The 19,145-nt window shown below is 61.9% G+C and carries 26 protein-coding genes; 2 read left to right on the top strand and 24 right to left on the bottom strand.

The features are described from left to right. Positions 1 to 14 precede the first annotated feature (14 nt). From IG197_RS27690 to IG197_RS27590, 21 genes are all read right to left on the bottom strand, one after another. Positions 15 to 605 (bottom strand): hypothetical protein, encoded by a 591-nt coding sequence (locus tag IG197_RS27690; protein ID WP_246765272.1) that lies wholly within the window; start codon positions 603 to 605, stop codon positions 15 to 17. Beyond that, positions 605 to 1,282, bottom strand: a complete 678-nt coding sequence (locus IG197_RS27685; protein ID WP_192316145.1) for a hypothetical protein — start codon at positions 1,280 to 1,282, stop codon at positions 605 to 607. Before IG197_RS27685 ends, IG197_RS27690 begins: the two co-directional genes overlap by 1 nt. Then, entirely contained in the window at positions 1,282 to 3,666 is a 2,385-nt protein-coding gene (locus IG197_RS27680) for a phage tail length tape measure family protein (protein WP_246765271.1), read from the bottom strand. The genes IG197_RS27685 and IG197_RS27680 overlap by 1 nt, the downstream gene beginning before the upstream one ends. 74 nt (positions 3,667 to 3,740) lie before the next feature. Next, positions 3,741 to 3,890 carry a hypothetical protein gene (locus tag IG197_RS27675; RefSeq protein WP_192320034.1) on the bottom strand — a complete coding sequence of 50 codons (150 nt, stop codon included), beginning with the start codon at positions 3,888 to 3,890 and terminating at the stop codon, positions 3,741 to 3,743. Between the two features lie 2 nt (positions 3,891 to 3,892). Further along, on the bottom strand, positions 3,893 to 4,303 hold the full coding sequence (locus IG197_RS27670; RefSeq protein WP_192316142.1) for a gene transfer agent family protein: 411 nt from the start codon (positions 4,301 to 4,303) through the stop codon (positions 3,893 to 3,895). Continuing rightward, positions 4,303 to 4,755 carry a phage tail tube protein gene (locus IG197_RS27665; protein WP_192316140.1) on the bottom strand — a complete coding sequence of 151 codons (453 nt, stop codon included), beginning with the start codon at positions 4,753 to 4,755 and terminating at the stop codon, positions 4,303 to 4,305. The genes IG197_RS27670 and IG197_RS27665 overlap by 1 nt, the downstream gene beginning before the upstream one ends. Before the next feature lie 280 nt (positions 4,756 to 5,035). Then, a complete protein-coding gene (locus tag IG197_RS27660; RefSeq protein ID WP_192316138.1) occupies positions 5,036 to 5,455 on the bottom strand; it encodes a DUF3168 domain-containing protein in 420 nt (139 codons plus the stop codon). After that, on the bottom strand, positions 5,452 to 5,895 hold the full coding sequence (locus tag IG197_RS27655; protein ID WP_192316136.1) for an HK97-gp10 family putative phage morphogenesis protein: 444 nt from the start codon (positions 5,893 to 5,895) through the stop codon (positions 5,452 to 5,454). The genes IG197_RS27660 and IG197_RS27655 overlap by 4 nt, the downstream gene beginning before the upstream one ends. Continuing rightward, positions 5,895 to 6,281 (bottom strand): head-tail adaptor protein, encoded by a 387-nt coding sequence (locus tag IG197_RS27650; RefSeq protein WP_192316135.1) that lies wholly within the window; start codon positions 6,279 to 6,281, stop codon positions 5,895 to 5,897. The genes IG197_RS27655 and IG197_RS27650 overlap by 1 nt, the downstream gene beginning before the upstream one ends. Beyond that, positions 6,281 to 6,898, bottom strand: coding sequence for a hypothetical protein (locus IG197_RS27645; RefSeq protein WP_192316133.1), 618 nt, complete (start codon positions 6,896 to 6,898; stop codon positions 6,281 to 6,283). Before IG197_RS27645 ends, IG197_RS27650 begins: the two co-directional genes overlap by 1 nt. Then, on the bottom strand, positions 6,895 to 7,134 hold the full coding sequence (locus IG197_RS27640; RefSeq protein ID WP_192316131.1) for a hypothetical protein: 240 nt from the start codon (positions 7,132 to 7,134) through the stop codon (positions 6,895 to 6,897). The genes IG197_RS27645 and IG197_RS27640 overlap by 4 nt, the downstream gene beginning before the upstream one ends. Continuing rightward, positions 7,113 to 7,652 (bottom strand): DapH/DapD/GlmU-related protein, encoded by a 540-nt coding sequence (locus IG197_RS36750; RefSeq protein WP_192316129.1) that lies wholly within the window; start codon positions 7,650 to 7,652, stop codon positions 7,113 to 7,115. The genes IG197_RS27640 and IG197_RS36750 overlap by 22 nt, the downstream gene beginning before the upstream one ends. Before the next feature lie 133 nt (positions 7,653 to 7,785). Next, positions 7,786 to 8,445 carry a hypothetical protein gene (locus IG197_RS27630; RefSeq protein WP_246765270.1) on the bottom strand — a complete coding sequence of 220 codons (660 nt, stop codon included), beginning with the start codon at positions 8,443 to 8,445 and terminating at the stop codon, positions 7,786 to 7,788. Further along, a complete protein-coding gene (locus tag IG197_RS27625) occupies positions 8,442 to 8,777 on the bottom strand; it encodes a head-tail connector protein (protein ID WP_192316128.1) in 336 nt (111 codons plus the stop codon). The genes IG197_RS27630 and IG197_RS27625 overlap by 4 nt, the downstream gene beginning before the upstream one ends. After that, on the bottom strand, positions 8,777 to 9,634 hold the full coding sequence (locus IG197_RS27620) for a hypothetical protein (protein WP_192316126.1): 858 nt from the start codon (positions 9,632 to 9,634) through the stop codon (positions 8,777 to 8,779). Before IG197_RS27620 ends, IG197_RS27625 begins: the two co-directional genes overlap by 1 nt. Further along, positions 9,634 to 10,971: a phage portal protein gene (locus tag IG197_RS27615; protein WP_192316124.1), complete on the bottom strand. Its 1,338-nt coding sequence runs from the start codon at positions 10,969 to 10,971 to the stop codon at positions 9,634 to 9,636. The genes IG197_RS27620 and IG197_RS27615 overlap by 1 nt, the downstream gene beginning before the upstream one ends. A gap of 3 nt (positions 10,972 to 10,974) precedes the next feature. Continuing rightward, positions 10,975 to 11,223 carry a hypothetical protein gene (locus tag IG197_RS27610; protein ID WP_246765269.1) on the bottom strand — a complete coding sequence of 83 codons (249 nt, stop codon included), beginning with the start codon at positions 11,221 to 11,223 and terminating at the stop codon, positions 10,975 to 10,977. Between the two features lie 72 nt (positions 11,224 to 11,295). Then, entirely contained in the window at positions 11,296 to 13,275 is a 1,980-nt protein-coding gene (locus IG197_RS27605; RefSeq protein WP_192316123.1) for a phage major capsid protein, read from the bottom strand. 15 nt (positions 13,276 to 13,290) lie between these two features. After that, a complete protein-coding gene (locus tag IG197_RS27600) occupies positions 13,291 to 14,994 on the bottom strand; it encodes a terminase TerL endonuclease subunit (RefSeq protein ID WP_192316121.1) in 1,704 nt (567 codons plus the stop codon). Continuing rightward, positions 14,978 to 15,466, bottom strand: coding sequence for a hypothetical protein (locus IG197_RS27595; RefSeq protein ID WP_192316119.1), 489 nt, complete (start codon positions 15,464 to 15,466; stop codon positions 14,978 to 14,980). The genes IG197_RS27600 and IG197_RS27595 overlap by 17 nt, the downstream gene beginning before the upstream one ends. An 83-nt stretch (positions 15,467 to 15,549) precedes the next feature. After that, on the bottom strand, positions 15,550 to 15,912 hold the full coding sequence (locus IG197_RS27590) for an HNH endonuclease (RefSeq protein ID WP_192316117.1): 363 nt from the start codon (positions 15,910 to 15,912) through the stop codon (positions 15,550 to 15,552). Positions 15,913 to 15,958: 46 nt separating this feature from the next. Between IG197_RS27590 and IG197_RS27585 the strand changes: the two genes are divergently transcribed. Next, positions 15,959 to 16,267 carry a hypothetical protein gene (locus IG197_RS27585; RefSeq protein WP_192316115.1) on the top strand — a complete coding sequence of 103 codons (309 nt, stop codon included), beginning with the start codon at positions 15,959 to 15,961 and terminating at the stop codon, positions 16,265 to 16,267. Between the two features lie 105 nt (positions 16,268 to 16,372). On the opposite strand, the gene IG197_RS27580 is transcribed toward IG197_RS27585, so the two are convergent. The 3 genes from IG197_RS27580 to IG197_RS36905 are packed head-to-tail and all read right to left on the bottom strand — an operon-like array spanning position 16,373 to position 18,601. Next, positions 16,373 to 17,056: a transcription termination/antitermination protein NusG gene (locus IG197_RS27580; protein WP_246765268.1), complete on the bottom strand. Its 684-nt coding sequence runs from the start codon at positions 17,054 to 17,056 to the stop codon at positions 16,373 to 16,375. After that, positions 17,022 to 18,326 (bottom strand): hypothetical protein, encoded by a 1,305-nt coding sequence (locus IG197_RS27575; RefSeq protein ID WP_192316113.1) that lies wholly within the window; start codon positions 18,324 to 18,326, stop codon positions 17,022 to 17,024. The genes IG197_RS27580 and IG197_RS27575 overlap by 35 nt, the downstream gene beginning before the upstream one ends. Further along, the gene (locus tag IG197_RS36905; RefSeq protein WP_371746499.1) at positions 18,323 to 18,601 is read right to left on the bottom strand and encodes a hypothetical protein; all 279 of its coding nucleotides are present in this window, start codon (positions 18,599 to 18,601) and stop codon (positions 18,323 to 18,325) included. Before IG197_RS36905 ends, IG197_RS27575 begins: the two co-directional genes overlap by 4 nt. Here IG197_RS36905 and IG197_RS36900 point away from each other — a divergent pair. After that, positions 18,596 to 19,141 (top strand): DUF982 domain-containing protein, encoded by a 546-nt coding sequence (locus tag IG197_RS36900; RefSeq protein WP_371746498.1) that lies wholly within the window; start codon positions 18,596 to 18,598, stop codon positions 19,139 to 19,141. The two genes, IG197_RS36905 and IG197_RS36900, sit on opposite strands and share 6 nt — an antisense overlap. Positions 19,142 to 19,145: the final 4 nt, after the last annotated feature.

Genomic DNA, 19,145 nt, shown 5'->3' with positions numbered 1-19,145 from the left:
CAATGGAACGGCCCTTAGTAGTCGGGATAGGTGATCGTCTTGGAGATCAGCGACGCGACGAAGCCGAAGAACTTGTCCCCCGGCGACCTGGCCTGCTGGTCGCGGTCGGTGTTGCGGCCATAGGCAGGGCGAGAGCGGCCGTAATAGATGTTCTCGGCGGTCAGTGAAATCGACTGTGTCGCCCCTTCCGTGCCCTGCATTGCCGACCGCGAAACGCTGGGCGGCTGCATGAAGCCGCGGAAGATCGGGATAGGCGTTCCCGCCGGCTGCCACTCCTCGGTGAACAGTTGCAGGAAAATCGTCAGCATCTGCTGGTCGACCTCTGGCGTGTCGTCGAGCGCAACCGACAGAAGATCGAGCGCCTGCCCCGGCAAACCGCTCAGCGACAGCGTCACCGCCTCTGATACCGTGCCACCACTCATGCCGAGCCCGTCGATCTGGCCGAAACCGAACATCGGCAGATAGGTGTCGCCATCCACCACCAGCTCAGTGTTGCCGTTCCATGCCCGCATCGTCGACGACGCGAACTCGAACTTCACCAGGAAGTCGCACCGCACTGTCGACGCTGACAGCAGCGCGATCTGGTCAGGCGTGAAGAAGTCCATCACAGATCCTCGATAAATTCGACCGAAGGCGACCCAAAGCGGCGAAGCTGCAGGTCGAGGTTCATGGCGTCGTCGGAGGCTAGCCGCATCCGGCAGATGGGGTTGTCGAACTCTAGCCGATCACCTGCTGTCACGGCCTCGCGGAGCGGCGGACGGAAGCTGATCGTCGCCGCTGTTGGGCTGGCATAGGTGATCCCCCTCACCCGATACAGCCGCTCGCCGATGCTGAAATGCTGCCCCGGTTCGATATCACCGGCATAGCCGATGTCGACCGACAGGCTCACCGCGCGCACCAGCACGTCAGAAGACGCGGTCACGTCGATGACGGTGCCGACATAGCCGGTGTCGTCGTCGAAGAACGCGTCATCCGAATGCGGCACTTCCCCATACAGCCCCGCCGCGACCGCGCCTGCCGGCACCGGCTGATAGCCACGGCACAACGGCACCAGGATCGGCGTCATCCTCCCCTCGAGCAGCGCGTCGATCGCACGAAACGCCAGAACATGCTGGCGTCGATTGATGACGACGCTGCCGAACTCCGCCTTCCAGATGCCGGCATCCGAGGCGACAACTTGCGTGAAGCCGCTGACCGATGACGGCCCAGCGAGTGTGCGAGGCGCAAGGTCGAATGCGACGTTCTGCGGTCTAAGGACGCCTACCGGCCACATCAATGTCATCAGAGCTGCCTCGACTGCGCCTGTGCGATTTTCCCGCCCATCGACCGGTCAAGCTGCTTGTCGTAGGCGGCGATGCCTTGCCGGGTGACACCTGCTGCCGTTCGCTGCGACACACTCTCGACGAAGGGCATCAGGTTTCCGTTGTTGTCAGCCGACACGCCTACTGTGACGTCGACCGACTGCCGGCCAGCCGATCCGGGGGGCACAGTCGGCGCCCGGAGGTCGACGGGGATACGGCGCCCGTCTGGTAGTGGCACCGCTGCCTCCGGCCGGCCAGTCTCACCGAATATGGCGGCCGTGCTGGACACCCCGCCTCGGGCAAACGTCTTGAGTGGCTGAGGCCTGCCGTTGGCCGCCACGCCGCCCTTGGCGAACAGGAAGCTGAACAGACCGCCGAGGATGCCGCCACCCGAGCCGGGCTTGGAACCATCGAAGAGGCTGTTGAGCGCGATATCGAGCAGCTTGTTGGCGACCTTCTCCAGCGCGCCAGCCAATGCTTCCGTCGCCGACTTGCCGGCCTTCAGGTCGCTGATAAACCCGCCGAGGACGTCTTTGCCGAAGGTCGACGACTGCTGCATGGTGGCAAGCAGTTTCTGGTTGCTCTCGGCCAGCATCCCACCAGCGGCGGTCGCCTTGGCGTAGTTCTCGGCCAACTGAGATATCTGAGCCGAGAGTTGAGGCGTGATCTCCAGCCCAGCCTTCTTCGCGTCAGCGAGCAGCTGCTCCTCGATGCGCGCCTTTTGCACCGCGTAGCCATAGTCGTTGATCAGCGGGTTGAGCTTCAGTTGCGCCTGGTACTGCGCATTCAGGACGTCGATGCGCTTCTGCACCTCGGCAACATCGCCTTTGAACAGATCGGCTGGTGACTTGCTGCCACCCAGCCCGGCATCCGACATCGAAAAGCCCGAACCCGACAGGAATGCCTGTGCCTCTTCTTTTCGTCGCGAGGGATTGGCCGTTAGCTTTGCAATGGCCTGTGCGACCAACTGCGGGCCGCCACCATTCTGGATCGCTGCCACAATCGACTTCGGCAGGCTGCCGTAGTTGTAGGCAATCGATGTCAGCGCCGCCTGCTGAGCGTCGTTCAGGCTCTTCCAGGTCTCCACGCCGATAGCATTCTGAATGCCGCTCTGGAACTCGACAATCCGGCGAGAAAGGTCCCGCTCGGCATCTGCCAGTGTGACCACGGTCTGCTGCGTTACTCGCTGAATTTCACCACTTGCCGTGGTGATTGTGTCGCTGCCAAATCCAACGCGCCAAGCATCGAACTGGCCAGTCGACGTTCGCTTGTCGGCATAGGCCTTTTCAACAAAGCTCTCGAACCCGCGGATCATCTCGGCTGCAGCAGACGAGCCGGCCTCACGCAAAGCCGTCTGATCGAACTTGTACGACTGGAACTGGTTGGCATTCATGAAGTTGCCGCCGCCGCTGAACAGTGGGGACAGGGGCGCCAGGCCGGCGGGGTTGTTTGCCAATTGCGCCTGCACACGCATGGTGTCGGCGAGGCTCTTGGTTTGCTGCTCCAACTCCTTGGATTTGCGGGTCGCCTCAGCCATATCAGCGACGAGCAACGAAAATTTGCTCTGGTACAGATTAATCGCATCACTGCCCGTACCGACGACACCGTTCAACGCGGCAAGTACCGCCGCGACATTCTCGGTCGTCTTGCTGGTGTCGTCCGCCTCCTTGCGGGTCTTCTTGAGGGCACGCTGCAGCTCCAAAATAGCTTCAGTCGACGCAGTGCTGCTGCGGCTCAACTCCAACATCAGATCTTCGCCAGCGCTCGAAATCTTCGCCAATTCTTGCTGAGCTTTGTCGATCAGGTTCTGCGACGCAGCCTTGCCGCTCGCCTCGATGTCGGCCAATTCCAGTGCATTCTGGACCTCATCATTGTAGGCCTTGAGCGCCGGTATGGCGTCGCCCCACTTGTCGGCGATCTTCTGGATAAGCTGGGCCTGCTCTTTCAGCTTCTCCTCAGACCGCTCGCTATCGCCAAGCAGGCTGGCAAAATACTGGACCGCGGCGCCGCCAAGCCCGATCACCGCAAAGGTCGCAAGCGAAACAGGATTGACCATCGAGGCAAACGCCCCGCCAAGCGCCCGAACTGCCCCTCCCAGTCCGCCGCCAGCCATCGACAACGCCTGCGAAACCTGGCTGCCCTGCTGCACCATGATGGTGAATGGCGAGGTGCCGGAAGCCAGCCCCATAGCGATGTCGTTCAGCTGGAAAGACAGGTTGGCGACCGCAGCCTGCGTCTGACGCACCGATGCCGTCGAGCGTTTGCTGGCGGTGTCGAACGACTTGGCGGCGTTGTCGTTGGCCTTCTTGAAGCGTTGCTCGATGTTGGTTGCGGAATCGCCCGCCGACTTGGCGATCACCGCCATCTGCTTTTCGAAACGCTTCTGCGTCGCCTCGATCGAGACGAGCAGTCGGGCTTGGTCTTCTGCTGTAGCAGCCATCAGCTAAAACCTTCGATCCCAAGTTTGGCCAGGTCGTCGTCACCCATCGTGGGTGGCGCTTCTTCTTCAGTGCTGTTGGCCTTGCGGTAGCCTTCAACGGTGCAGGCGAATTCCCAAAGGGTGCTTTCGTCCACTTCGCGCGGCGACATTCCTATGGCGCCACCGGCGCCGTAGTAGCTTGACCATCGGGTTCGGCCGTTGGGGAGCGGGTTTGGGTCTGCTTCCCCGCCCCCGCGTCCGCTTCCCCCGGTTGATCGTCTCCATCCCACATAATGAAGCGGCGAAGGACATCGGCAGCTGTCACCGCCAGGGCATAGGGACTGACCTCTTGCAGAGCTTCGTCCACTGCCTTCTGAGCTTCATGCGAGGCCATCCCGCCGCCGATCAGCCCCAGCCGAATGGGGCCGATCACGTCGTCGATCTTCCACGCCGCACCGAGCAGGCGCATGAGGATCACGGCGCAACCGGCGTCCGACTTCTGCTCGAGCGCGCGCAGCTCGCCGATGCCGAGCCGGAAGTCATGCTCCCCGCCCGGCCAGACAATGCTCTCTGCTTGCCGCATTACGAGGACGCCGCCGCCGTGCGGGTCGGCAGGCCGTCGAACTGGATATCGAGCTCGGCGGTTACCTTCTGGCCGCGTTCGGCGGTATTGTTCAGGCTGACCAGATATGCTGGGCCAGTCTCATATTCGGTGTCGCCCGGATCGGCCTTCAGGTGACCAATGCGGATGTTCTTGGTCTGCCCCGAATACCACCAGTCCAACATGGTCTGATGGCTCTGAGCAGCCCACACACCCGATGCGGAAATGGTCACCTCAGATGACTGAACGGCGCGCTCGACAGCGGCCGGCAGGCTCTCATCGTCGCAGTCCGGCACTTCGCTCGTCTGCATGTTGTGCGAACGGCTGGGCCCCCGTGAAGTGAGGCCGCAGAGCTTAGCATAGACACCGGAGCCGGGAGTGGTTTCCACCTCCAGTACCATTTCGTGGAAGTTGGCAGTTGAAGCGCGCGCCATTTGATTTCTCCATGCGCTGATAGGCCGGTGACGAACCAGCCGATGAAGATGGGGCCGAGGCCCGGTTCAGGATTGGGCTACGACGCCCGGTGTGCGCGCTTGATGGCGCGTTTCCTCTCCGGGGTCGGAGAAGGAACCTGTTCTGCCGCGCCTTTCGACACGGCGTAATCACAGACGTCTCGCGGCCATTCCTGGGGCACGGGAGACGGTTTCAGGTTGAAGGAAAAGCGGGAATTCGGTCGGCGATAGTTGATCTCGCGGAACACCAAGACCCAAGCCATCATGACACCTCCGGTTCTTCAACCATGGCAGTGATCGTCACGACGCCATGACTGGTAAGCCCGTCTGGGTCGCGAAAAACCCGGCGGCTGTCGACGCGGATCTCGACCAGCGCATTCGTGTTTAGTTCCAACTCCTGGCCGTGCAGGGAACGCTTCACCGCGTCGACGATCCGACGGCAGGTGACGTCGAGTTCGGAATGCCGGCAGAAGGCATCGACTTGCAGCGTGATCTCATCACCGGTGATGCACTCTGCGTCATCGCTGACGGCATCAGATGGACCGAACGCCAGGTAGGCCTTTTTCGCCTTGAACGGATCGGTCGGCACCCGATCATGAACGCCATCCACCAGCGCCATCACTGACGCGTCTGCGGTGAGCGTGTCCTTGACCAGCTTTTGAAGTTCAGCTTGGACGCTCATTCCGCGCTTTCCGACCGGATGGCCTTTTTCATCTCGCGCGTGATCCTCGATTTGATCCGCTTGCGCATAGCTCGATAGCTCGGGAAGAAGAACGGCTGTGCTGACATCTTCATGGTGCCAAATTCGTTCCAACGAGCGTAGAATGCTTCCTTGTTGCCGGCGTATATCGTGATCTTGAGGCCTGAATACTCTCGCCCACCACTCGATTTCATGATGGTAAAGCTACCCTTGGGCGCATCCCCCCAGGTCCAGCCAATACTATCGCGAAGCGTACCGGGAGCCTTTCCATGCGAACCGTCAGCACTCACCGAAACTAGGCGCTTCATCATGTCGACGAGTTCATCGGCACCCTTCTCCATGGCCTTCTTGGTGGCTGCCTCCACCTTGGCCGGAATGGTGACCGTCAGCTTGCGGTTAAGCGCAGCGATACCCTGGACCATCACGCCGCCACACCACTTTCGACCATGATATCGATCCACCGGCGGTCCTCAGTCGGGGCAATCGAGCGGACGGCGTAGAGAGGCCCAGTCCAGTATTCCTCGCCGGACGATCCAGCCCATGCGCCGTCGCGCAGATTGCGCATCCGCCAGCCCGCCGTGATCTGGCGCGTCTCCGATGATGCCCGGACCCTTACGACGATCGGTTGCCGGCCTTCGAGGCGTCCAGCGATGACGGTTTCGCCACCTCGCAGATAGGTGAACCCAGCGCGGCAAGAGAACACCTCGGCGAACTCGCCTTCGGAATTGCCGTAGCCGTCGCTGACCGGCGGGCGTTCATCGAAGGCAACGCGCTGGCGCAGATGCCCGGCAGATGTCTTGGCGGCCATCAGGTCCAGTGCTCCTTGATCCAGTCGACGTGCGGCAACTGGTGCGGCTTTTCCAGTCCGTGGAAATAGATGATGCGGGCATCGGCCATGCCGCGACGTTTGACGTGGCCCTTGAAACTGACGACATGACCTGGCCACAGATCGTCGATGAACCGATGCGGGAACTTCCGCACCCATTCCATGTCGTTTTCGCCCCGATGTTGCTCAGCAACGTCCCTGTGCCCGGCAGGCACCAGGCCAACCCCATTGCAGGCTATCGCCGGCTTGTATGGATCGCGTGGCAGCGCCAACCTGTCGCCGGTCAGGCAGTAGTCGGCCAGATGGTCGATGTTGCCCGTCACGACGGTATCCAGCCCCACCAGGATCATCGGCACGCCCAACCGGTACGGCTCGATGCAGGTGCCGTAGTCGGGCCTTTCCGCCTTGATCCGCTCCTGCTCGATATCCGGTTCGGCGAACCTGCGCGGCCGGTCGGAAAAGCAGACGAAGCGGAAAGGCATCGTCAGATTGCGCCGGAAGCCGCGGTAAAGCTTCTCCACCCACTCCTCGCTGTAGCAGCGGGAGAAATTGCGGGATGCGCCGTTCGGTTGCCAAAACAGCGTGGCGACAGTGATCAAGACGACGCCTCGTCCATCGCCTCAGAGCCGATCACTCCCAGCTTGCAGCCTCCATCAAGGATCAGGAGCTTGAATTGATCCTCATCGCCGCCGACAAAATGCGTCCACGCATCACGGATGCGAGCAGCAGTATCCATGCTGACAGGGCCGTTCATGGTAAGCACAAAACGATCACCTGGCTTAAGATCAAGCCGCTGCAGATCGCCCAAGAACTCTATGCCGCCGGATTTGCCCATCGCATCCTCTTTTCTCGCCAGTTTTCAGGAATGACGCCGAGGCACCCGTCGCGCCTCAGCAGGAAGCCATCTGGCACGCTACGCTCGACGACAGCCCCAGCTGCTACGACGGCGCCCGCGCCGATACGAACACCCGGCAGGATTACGACACCTGCGCCAATGGCAGCGCCGTCGCCGATCTGGACCGCGAAGTGGGCACCAGATCGCAAGGCCGCATCGTCGTATCCATCTTTGGACGCGAACGGCCAGCAATCGTTGGCGAGACAGACACCGGGGCCAAGGAAGACGTCATTGCCGACCTTGAAACCGGCACCGCATGCCACGCCGGCCGAGATCACAACCCGGTCGCCATAGATCGAGCCGTCGAGCATGGCGAATGGCGACACGCTGCAATCCTCGCCAAGCACAGTGCCGCGCGTGATCGAAGCGAACTGCCAGACGCGGGTGCCGGCGCCGATCTGGACCGTGTCCATGTCGACATGTGCCTTCGGATGCACGAAGGCGCGATGATGGATCATGACCAACCTGTTTTCGCATCTTTGAAGGGAGGGACCGGGCGTAACCGCATCCTGTCATGGGGGGTGGGAAGCTCATTTAGCCCGCCCTTTCGCACTTGTCCGAGGAGAGCCTTCAGCATGTTCATCAACGCCCTCATTCCTCCAGCGCCTCCTGAAACGTCATGCGCGGATAGTTCTGCAACTTCGAGATCGGGCTGCAGTTGATGACCTTGATGCCCAGCGGCTCGATCTGCTTCGCCGCGTTGTCGATCGCCCGACGCCACCGCTCGACATTGCCAGGCCGTGGATTGTTCATGTGTGACGGGTGCTCGCCGTGCCAGTGCGCGCCGTAGCTGACCGTCATGTCGTAGCCGACGAGGATGATCTTGCTGGCCCCGAACTGAATGGCGAGATTCAGAGCACCGAAGCCTGAATTCCCGCCCCAGCCGATGGTGTTGATCTTGCGCAGCTCCAGCATGTCGGAGCCCTTGCTGCACTCGACGCGGCGCACGCCCCAATCGTGCTCCTGTGTGGTTCGGCGGTCGATGGTAAGCTTGAGGCCGCCGAACTCTGGGCAACCGTTGGCATTCTTCCACCATGCGCCGTCGCAGGCGTAGAGCACGTCAGCCCATGGGGCCAACTGCCAGGAATTGTTGATGGCGATGAACCGGGCGCTGCCCTTGGCCAGATCCAGCGGCACATCCTTGGCGCTCGGGCCGGACGCAACCAGCACGACCGTCTCGCCTCGCCACCACGGGAACCAGGCGGGCGCCCCTTCGAATGGGCTGCACTCTCGCTTCAGCGCGACGTTCATGCCAGTGCCGGATCCCGCAATGGATAGAGCAGCGCCGTCACCGGCTTTGGCAGGTAGCCCTGTTCGAATGCCTTCTCCGCGTCGCCGTCTGGCTCGCGATAGAGCGTGCCGACAAGGAAGATGGTCGCGACGACGATTTCTGGCGGCACTTCGAAGCCGGAGGAAATCTCACCGCTGCTGTCCAGATCGAGCAGCACCTCGGCGCGCGCCTTCAAGTACTTCACGACCGACCGCGAAGCCGCATAGATAAGCAGCTCGAGCGTGTCGTCATCGTCGTCCGTGTCGACTAGGAGGGCTGCCTTCACCACCTCGAGCGTAACCAGCGCCAGCATCAGACCCTCACGATTGGCTTTTCGGGGACGGCCTTCATCGTGCCGTCTTTGCCGTCCCGGCCGCGCTTGGCGGCCAGCGTCCATGACGAAGAGCCCTCACCCGGCTTTTCGGTCGTCTTCGCGGCATCGCAATGCCAGAGCGAGCCAGCCCAGGTCACGGTATCGCCGCGCTCATATTCCCGCTCGGTGAAGACGCCGCGATAGAGCATCACTGGGAAGCCGAGTTCGATCTTGTAGGAGAGGTCACTACGTTCGAACGACAGGAGCACTGTGCGCCCGTCATCCATGACGGTGGCGTCGAAGTCTTCGAGGTTGAACCCGTCCTTGCCATCCTTGCCGGGCTGGCCCGGATCGCCGTCCTTGCCCAGCACAGGGCCAAGGTCTCGGGTGGTGCCGTCGGTCAGCGTGACGACGAGGTTGCCGGCCCGGTCGATCAGAGCGCCAGCGAGGCCGACACCATCCTTGCCAGGATTGCCGTCCTTTGGCACCGGGAGCGCTTCAACGGCCTTGGCGACGCATTGCTCGACCAACGGACGTAGGTCTTCGGCTGTGACGCTCTTGCCATCCTGTGGTGCTGGCAGGGCTGCAACAGCGCCCGAAACCAAGGCCGCGATGTCGGGCATCTCTGGCGCCGGGGCGATTGCCTCAATGGCTGACTTCAGATCACCAAACTCCGCACCGATGATGCGACGGACTTCGTCCATGTCCGCATCCTTACCATCCTTCGGAGCCGGCAATTCAGCGAGACGCTGCTCGATATCGGCCATCCGCGCGGCGAGCGGTGCCAGTTCCTTGGACATGAAGTCCTTGACGACGTCGACGATCTCCGCGCCGAACGCCTTGCCGTCGAATGCCATCAGCGCAACCCCTTGTAGATCTCGACGAGCGCGGCGCGCGCTTCAGCCTCTGCGTTGTCGTTTGCCACGGGCTCCGCTGGCGCCGCAGGCTTCGGGCCGCCGAAGGGATCGGCCTGCGCATCACGCTTTGCCAATGCCTCAAGGCTGAAGTTCTGCTGCTGGAGCATGGGGCTGTTGCCGCCCTTCACGGGCTTCTTGTCCAGCTTGGCCCGCTGCTCGTTCGGCGACAGGATGCCCTTGCTCTTATCGAGGACTTCCATCTGCGTGATGCTGTCCATGCGCAGCAGGTTGTCGACCTCGAACTCAGTTCCGGCGCCGTTCTTGATCTCCAGCCCCTCGTCGAGGCAAAGCTCGCCGGCCTCAATGTGAGACTGCAGGCACTGGCTGTAATATTCGACGTTGAGCGACTGGATGTTGTTGTAGGACGGCATCTGGCCGACGCCGATCTTGTACGGAGGAACGTGGAAAACCGAGCAAATGACCTCGGACGTCCATTTCAGCTGCTCTATCAGCTGGCTGTCGTGCGCCGACATGCCGATCGGCTCGTATTTCAGGCCATCGCCGACAACCGCAATTTTTCCGGCATTCTCGCCCGTGAATTTGGTCTCCCACGCTTCCTTGAGGCGCTGCGCGGTGCCGTCGTCGATGGCGCCTGGTGCGGTGAGAATGCCGCCCGGCTGCGACTTGTTACCGAAGAACCATGCTGAATTGCTCTGGATGCGCGAGCCCTGCATGGCCGCGACGCCGGCGGCGAAGAGTGGCGACAAGCCGACGAGCGGATGAAACAGGCAATTGAACCGGTCGTGGATGATCTCACTGGCAGGGACCGTGATGCTGTCTTCGATGCCGACGATGTTGTCACTATCCAGCCGGTAATAGACGTCACCGCTGTCGGCCACGAGCGGGATAACCCGGTTCGGGTCCAGGACCATGAGCTTGGCCACGACACCCCGGCTGTCGCGCACCTTCAAGACATAGGTGTTGCCACGCGAGAGCTTCGACAGCACCCAGCTTTCCCAGAACTGGATCCGGTTCTGATAGGTGTTCGGCTTTCGAAGCACCGGGTCATATGCGGAGTTCGCGACCTCGGTCCAGATGCCGTCCTTGTCCTTCTCGACATACTTGACCCGCAGCTTGGCGATGTCGGACGCAATCAGCGTCATGCATGCGAACACCGCATGGTAGGACAGAGCCAGATCGCGATCGACGACGACATTATGCTGCCAAGCACCCGGCCACGATTCGAAGATACGAAACCAGCCGCGGTTGTCTGCAACCGAAGCGAGGTTCTGCGCCTTCTGGCGCGTAAACGGGATCGGCAAGCCCAACAGGCGCATGGGTCAGCCCTTGGCCTTCGCCGCAGCGATCTTCTCGCGCAGCGTGTCTATATCCCAGCCCATGAACGGCTGCCTGCCGACGATCTCTGCATATTCCTCGCGCACGCGGGCGATATCGTCGAAGGTCGGGGCGCTCTGGATGGGTGTGGCCTGCATGTCGCGGCGGCCATAGCCCAGCTTGCCGAGAATGCGGGCAAAGCGGGGGTCGGAGGACTGCAAGGCGCGGTTCATGTAACCGTTGTTCTTCTTCACGTCGGAACCTCCGAGAATGAGGAAGCCCGCCGCAGAGCTATGCAGCCGCGGCGGGCAAGAAGTCAGTGAGGATTAGGAACCAGGCATGCCCCAGTTGACTTCGTCGAGCAGAGCAACTGCGGAGGTCCGGCGCTTCGCCCAATTCAGGATGCGCTCCGCGCGGAAAGCAACCGAATTGGTCTGCCACATGGAGACCATGCTGGTTGCGGTCGGCGTGACGACGTCGTTGGTCGGGTTGTCGAGCATCTGGAGCGATGCTTCGCGCGAGACGTCGACCATGACGCCGCCTTCATCCGCGAAGTAGATATCCGACGCATTGACGAGAGCGACGAAGCCGCCGGCCGTGACCGGAGCGAAGTATTCCGACACGATGACCGGAATGCCTTCCAGAGTGCCGCCGTTCATGGTGATTCCGGGGAACTCCTGCTGACCGAGCGGATTGCGCATCAGCGACACGGCGAGTGCGTTCGCCGAGGACATGATGAATACCGCAGAGGTCGGGGGGTTGTTCGCCGCCACGAACATCGCCATCAGAGCGCGGATGTCCTCACGGATCGCGTCAGCGTCGTTGCCGCTGGACGCGATGGCCGCAACGCCATTCGTGATCGATGCCGGAGACACGCCGGCAGAAGCCGCCTTGTCAGGATCGATGAAATCGATGTCGATACGTTCAGCAACAGCCGCAGCCAGTGCATCGCGAAGGATGGCATCGGCGGACGGGCTGGACTTGCGAAGAAGCTCTTCCGTCACGACCGAGATCGTGGCGACCTTCAGCTCATCGAGTGTGGTGCGGTTGAAGTCGAACGCCGTCAGCGGCTTCGGCTTGCCTTCGCCGACCCAGTAGGCCTGACCGCCGCCGGTCTGGCCGATCAACGGAGTGCGGAACGGGACGAGACGAAGGTTCGGGATGCCGCCCTGGCCGAACTTGCCGACGATGGTCATGGGGCGGAGGAATTCCGCGAAGTCGGCATAGACGGAGGTTTCGTCACCAACGAGGTTTTCGGCCCAGTTGCCCGACACCGAGGCGCCCGCAACGACATTGGCCTTGCTGACGATGCCATAGACAAGCGAGTTTTCGCCGTAGAGCGCCTTGGCGACGTCAACCTGACGATGCTCGCCCTGGCTCAGGAATGCCAGCGCCTTGACCTTGGCGAGGCGAGCGAACTCGATGCCGGGGTCGGACTTCTGCTGGGCTTTCACCTGGATACGCGCATCGCGCGCATCCGAACCAGTTTTGGCGTCCACGACGCCGGCCACGGCCTTTGCCGTCGACGCCTTCAGGCCCTCAACGATACGCAGGCGCTTGAGGTGGTCATCGATCGACTTGATTTCGGCGGTCAGCGTGTCGGCGGCCTCAGCCTTGTCGGCGTCGAGGGTTTCGCCTTCCGATCCGGTCATCAGCGTTTCGAGGTCGGCTGCCTTCGACAGGCGGGTGGCCTCGAATGCAGAAATCTGCTCTGCAATGGTCTTCATTTTCGTGCCCTCCTTGGGCGTCGGTTTGTTGGCTTTGACTTTCGGGGTTCCCGTGACGCCGGGAGGTACAGGCCGACCTTCACCATCCTTGATGCCGGTCGCGGCGCGGATTTCGGTGTCGATCGACTTGATCTGGGAAATGGTTGCGTCGGCATTCGCCGGGATGGTGACAAGAGAAAGCTCCATCACCTCGCTCTCGGTGAAGCGAATGCCGCCGGTGTTCTCGATGAAGGTGTATTCGAGGGCGCGGAAACCGATCGACACGGCCGAGACCAGGCCGGCCTTGACAGACTGCCATGCCTCGTCGGTCCGCTCCTTCAGCGTGCCGGGCTCGTCGATCTTGGCGAGCTTCGCCTCGAAGGTGATGCCGTCCTTCGTCGGCTTGTCGAAGGTGACGGTGCCGACCGGCTTGTCATGCTTGTGCTGCCACAGCAGAGGCATGGGGTTGTTGAACTTGACGCCAAGGGGTTCGACTATGTCACCGACCCGGTCAGGTGACGGTGTCGTGGCGGTGCCGCGGATAACGCGCTGATCTTCCTCGACCGCTTTCACGGTCAGGATCGAATAGGCCCTGTTCATGTCGGAGTTCCTTGATCAGCCCACGAAGAGCATTTGATAGGCCGGAGCGCGCTTGGCTTCCGGGTTCAAGAACATCAGCATCGCGGCGTTGAACATCGCCATGAGCATGTCGATCTTCGCCGCGCCGGACACTTCCTTGGTAACGACGTAGTTGCTGCCCCTCAGCGTCTGCTTCGCATTCCCTACCGACCACGCCATGATGGCCTGGTCGCCATGAAGAAATCGCCGATCCTCAAGTTTGAGCGGCACCGATGCGATGGCGGTTTGCAGCTTCCAGCCCTGCGCAATCGCCTGCACAAGCGGCTGCTCCAGATTGCGCTCCTCGAGCGCATCCAAAAGAAGCGCTATTCCAGCGCTATCAAGGCCGATGCCAGCGGTGTCTGGCAGAAGGCCGCTATCAGCAACGAGACGGCAAATGTCGGCGGCCGATGCCGCCTGGTCTTCGCCGGTTTTCGAGATGACCAGGTCGCCGGCCCCCTCGAACTCGCGCAGGCGGGCGGAAATGCCCTTGCGTTGTTCGAAGACAGTAGGCCTCGCCCACGCCCTGCCCCAGCCAAGCCAACGCTTGGTCGCTGCTTCGCGCCCGATCACATAGATCGCTGCGAGATCGTCAGCGCCGCCCCAATCGATGCCAATCGTGCAGACTTCGGAGCGCTGCAACAGCGCATCAAGCCCGGTCAAACTGGAATCTACGCAGGTTTCCCAGTGCGGCGCACCCGACCAACCATCCCCACCCAAGCCGACGCCGATTTCGATATTCAGATGCTGGCTGGCCCAGATCTGCTCCGCCTCTTTGTTGACCTTGCCGTTGTTTTCATAGTCATCGGCAAGCCGCTGCGGGTCGATGGACAGGCCAAGATTGGGTAGGATGTGCTTCCAGTTGCGGCGATCGCGCCAGAAGTCCTGATTGCGCTGCAACTCGACCGGGAACTCATAGAGGACCGGCAGCAGGATTGGAGACTGGCCGCCCTTGCCGTCGCGGATCTTCCTCGCCTTGGCCAGTTCGTTCTTCCAGATGCCGGATGGCGGCTCGTCCGATTGCGTCGTGATCATCAGTACCTGACCACCCTGCATCGTGATGCCACCACCACGTATCTGCTGCATGACGGCCGCAGCCTTGGCCTTTTTGCCCAGCTCGTGCAGTTCGTCGATGATCGTCAGGATCGGGATCTCGCCCGTAACGATCGTGGTGTCGAAGGTTTTCACATCGAGCTTGGTGCCGGTTTTACGGCGGGTGATGCACTTCAGGTGATCCTGCACCTTGAAGATCGCGTCGAGCCGAGAATCCAGTCTGATCATTCCTTGGGCCTGGGCGAAACAGCGCTCCGAGATGTTCTGGCTGGGCGCCACCAGCAGCATCTGCCGGTTCGGGGCGTCTTCCATGTACAGCGCCGTCAAGCCAAGGGCTGCAACGTAAGTCGTCTTCGAGTTCTTCTTGGGAACCATGCAGAGCAGTTCCCAGACCAGGCGCTGTTTGGTGTCCGGATCCTCGCTCGCCAGGAACGCACACAGGATGGCGCGAAACCAGTCTCCGCAGGCCTCAGCCAGCGGCGGATTTCCCGGGACGTCCGGCAATCGCAGGCGATTGAAGAACGCTAGCGCCTTTGCGGCCTTTGCGTTGTTTAGCGGGACGTCGACCATCGGCGTTTCGCCGGCTTGGATGCGCTCCCACCAGTCTGGGCAGGCAAAGCGTGGCAGATCCTCAGTGGTGGTGAGCATTCTGCGATGCCTCAAGCTCCAGCTCGGCCATCAAGTCAGCATCGGCGTCGATCGCCCGCTGTTCGTCTATGACCTTCTTGCCGGGGCGTTCAGGTGACGAAGCATCGGGCTTCGGCTGTGAACCCATCTGACGCTCGATCTCCATGCGATCGTTACGCTCGAGCAGCTTGCCGAATTCCTTGAAGGCGCCGACGTTGCCGGCCTCAGCCATGTCCCAAGCCATCTCGAGGCGACGGAGTTCAAGTCGATCGCGAGCGACCTTGCGCTGGCGCAGCTCGTAAAAATAATGCTTGTGCAACGTCGGCAGCGTAACACCCATCGCTGCCGATATCCGCGGATTGGTCCAACCAAGAGCCACCAACATACTGACTCTGTTGCGAGTTTTCGGCGTTACGTCGTGAGGCGGCCGACCGCGCTTGGTCGGTCGCTCCACAAAAGGATTGCCGAACAGGTCGAAATTCTCAGTCGTCACGAAAAAAATCCCTGAATGAGGGGGACGCGGGTACGGGCCGGATGGGTCGCTGGACTTTCGACCCACCCCCCCCGCCTCGGCGGTCAGGGGTGCGCCCGCTCCTGCTTCTGCTTCTCGCTGTCGTGGTAGGCCTTGCTCACGGTCTGGAGATTGTTCTCATCCCAGAACAGCGCCTCATCACCACGATGCGGCACGATGTGATCGACCACAGCGCTGTTGTCGGCTGGGTACTTGCCGATGCACAGCACACCAGTCCGCTTGCAGGTGTAGTGGTCGCGCAGCAGGATCTTCTGCCGCAGCTTGTACCACCGTGCAGTCTTGTACCAGGCACGCCATGCCACCGTTGCATCACGCTGCCGAAGCCGCTGCTTCTCATCACCGGGCGCATACCCGATGCGCGGAGCCAGCGCAGCGATGCGCGGCTTGAGGCTGGTAAGTTTGGCCACGCGCGCTTACCGTTGCTGGCGTTCTACGCGGCAGGGGGACAACGCCATGACCAAACAAATTGAGTTCGATGAGCATGGAAATGCAAAGCTCGACTGGGACAAGATCCGTAGCAAGCCGTATGCCGATGCCATCCTACCTCCCGACTGGGATCCCCAGATACGCACGCTGAACTTCAATGGATTGCAGCTCTTTGCCGTGCACCAATCGACCGGGGATTTGTATTGGAATGGCCAGAGATTGGAGACGACTAAGCGGTTCTCGACTTTCGAACGCGGTTTAGCAGCAGCCGGTTTAGCTGCTGCATGGGCATTGGTCGTTATCGAGTTCGGTCGGTCAGCTAGATGGTGGCCATAGAACCCCATTGCGGTGAAGCTGATCCGCTTCACCTGGGGCTGATGGCGCTTCCCTCGCCAAATGGCGGGTGCGACTCTTTCAGCGCGTCCTGTGCTGACTCGGCTACTACCTCTTGCTGATCTGCGCAAGATCGAGGTCGACCGACACAGTGCGCCCGAAGATCAGCACTTCGATGACGGCTCTGCCCTTGTCGTCGACCCGGTCGACGACACCGGGGAACGATGCGAAGGGACCATCATCGACACTAACCTCGTCACCGGGCTGGAACGACTTGATCATCGCCTTGATGGCCTCCGGGTCGTGTTCCACATCTGCCCGCATTTTCAACATCTTGCTGTCAGGCACTGAAGCAGGACGTTCGCCACCGCCAAGCACGCCGACCACGCCCTTGATGCTGGTCAGCGCATGCCAGCATGGTGCGCACCACACCACTTTTACGAAGATGTAGCCCGGCAGGAAGGGCACTGTGCGAGGCGTCGGACGCATCATTCCGAAGCGTCCGCGACGCCGAACGACGATGGTTTCCTGTGCCATCCAGCGTTCGATGTTCGCGGCTTCAAGGGACTTATCCACAACACTGTCGCTGCCGCGCTCTACCTGAAGCACATACCACTGCGCGTCAGGACCATCCATTCCAGCAGCCGCGAGCATCGCCTGCTCACGACGCGACAGTGCGATTCGCCTGTCGCTCTTCTGCCATGCACGATCGATGTTGATCGGCTCGCCCTTCGGGTCGAGCCATACGCGGTCACTCTCACTCAGCTGCTTGCTGCCGCGTACCGCCATCATCGTCGTTTCCCTCGTCTCGAATTGCCTGCTCGAACTGCTCCAAACCTTCCGGCCCACCGACCGGGAAGAACACGACGGGCTGCTTTCCCGGCGCCGGCAGCCATGGCCAGCCACGCCGCTCGAATTCGACCTTCCACGCCTGCCAGGTCCTGAGGCCTACTGGCACCGCTTCCATCAGCTGCGCCATGGGGTCGAACCCCTCGGCGGCAGGCAACGCCCTGCCCTCGCTCGCAGCCTTGTCGAGGCGCGTCACCTCGGGATAGCCGTTCGCCATGATGTGCGCCCGCCAGGCCCGCTCTTCGAAGTCGTCCGGGAACAACAGCTCGCCGTCGGGACCGATATCGTGACCCATGTTGCGATAGGTCGCTTCGGCCTTTGCCGCGCCCAGCATCTGGCGCGAAGCCTGATAGTTCGCCGTCCGCTTCTCGCGCGTCACCTCCGGCTCGCCGAGCTCGACATGCCCGGCGAGCAGCGCCCGGAACCTCAGCAGCGCCCAGCCGGGACCGAAGGGACGAACCTCCCGGTTCAGCGGCTTTGCCGTGGCCGCCGCCACCTCCGGCAGCTTTTCCCAGCGATGTTCCTTGAGGTAGACGGCGAACGAGCAGACCTTGGTGCGGCCCGTCGCCTTCGAGGCGGTCACATACCGCTCGGCGCCGGCAACAGCGGCTTCACGCTCCTGCGCCGACAGCGTCGCCCACACGTCGTAAGCCTGCGGTTCGCTGTCCGAGATGGCCGTCGGCCACGCCATGAAGGCCCGCTTGAAGGCCCTGACCACAACCCTGTGATCTTCCTCATCTCGCCCGCGCTCTCTCTCAGACTGAGATTCAGGTATTGCTAGATCTTCAGTCTTTACTAGTGCCGTATTTACCGTCGCCGGTTTTTCCGTCGACGGATTCACCGTCGACGGGTTTTCAGTCTGCGGTACAAATGCAACACCTTGCGCCGAGCCATTGATTTCGCTCGCCTCTTTTGGCTCGTCATAGATCACAAGCGACAGCTTGGCGAAGCGGCCGTCCTCGCGCTGCTGGTCCTTTTCAGCATAGCCATGCTCGACCAGCTCGTTGATCATCCGGCGCGCCTTGTCGCGGCCGCAGACGCCTTTCTTGGCGACGTCGCCCATGCGCACGGTCCAGTTGTCGGGCTTGGACAGCAGGTAGCCGAGCAGCCACCGCGCCTCCATCGACAGCCTGACATCCTCGAACACATGGTTCGGCAATGTCGTGTAGCGGGCATTGCGAACGCCGCGCCTGATCGTGGCTTCTTCGCTCATCGCCCTGCCTTCTTCCATGCCGCATAGGCGTCGCGCAGCTGTCGCCACGCCTCCGCCGCCTGCCCGCCGTCATTGAATTGTTTTCGGGAGGTCACGCCGCAGAGCGAACGCAGCTTCTGCGCCGCCCGCTCCATCGTCAGCGGCCTTTCCAGCCCGTGTTCCTGCTCGAGGAAGACGAGAAACGCCGGCTCCTGGCATTTCATCGCCGCCTCGGCGGCATAGTTCTTCGGGTCGACCTGAGCCTCGCCCCTCGCCTCGCCGCGCCGCTCATGCACGCCATGGCTTGGCCGAAGCGCCCGCCATGCCCTGTCGACGAGGCCGAGCAGGAATCCGATCGTCTCCGGCGCGCTGCTGATAAGCGCCATTTCGTCCTTGCTGGCGTCGCGGGCGAAGCTGCAGACGCGCCATTGCCGCTCGTCCATCGGCCCGGTGGCGTTGAGCACGTAGCGGCCGTCCGCGTCATGCACCACCGTCCAGTCCACGCTTTGGAGCGCCGCCAGGTTGGCGCGGATCGCTTTCAGCTTCATCGCATCGGGCGAAAGCCGCGATGCAACCGCAGCGCCGTCCGCGCGTTGGGTGCGATGGATTTCGCCCCGCCCGTTCTGCTCAAAGGCCCCGGCTTCGACCTCCGGGAAATCAGATCCGTGGCTGACGCCACCGCCTGGCTCCAGGAATGGCCGGTCAACGCCCGCAGCCCCTTCTGGTATCTCGCCAGCAACGCCCTGCAGGGCGCCGTCGACGGCACCATGTCGACCGCCGACGCCCGAGAGGCGTTCGAAGCCTTCTGCAAAAGTTCCGGCCTGCTGCTGGTCTAGCTGC

It is taken from the genome of Aminobacter sp. SR38, from assembly GCF_014843375.1.
Taxonomy (GTDB): Bacteria; Pseudomonadota; Alphaproteobacteria; order Rhizobiales; family Rhizobiaceae; genus Aminobacter; species Aminobacter ciceronei.
This window is presented reverse-complemented; position numbering and strand designations above follow the sequence as displayed.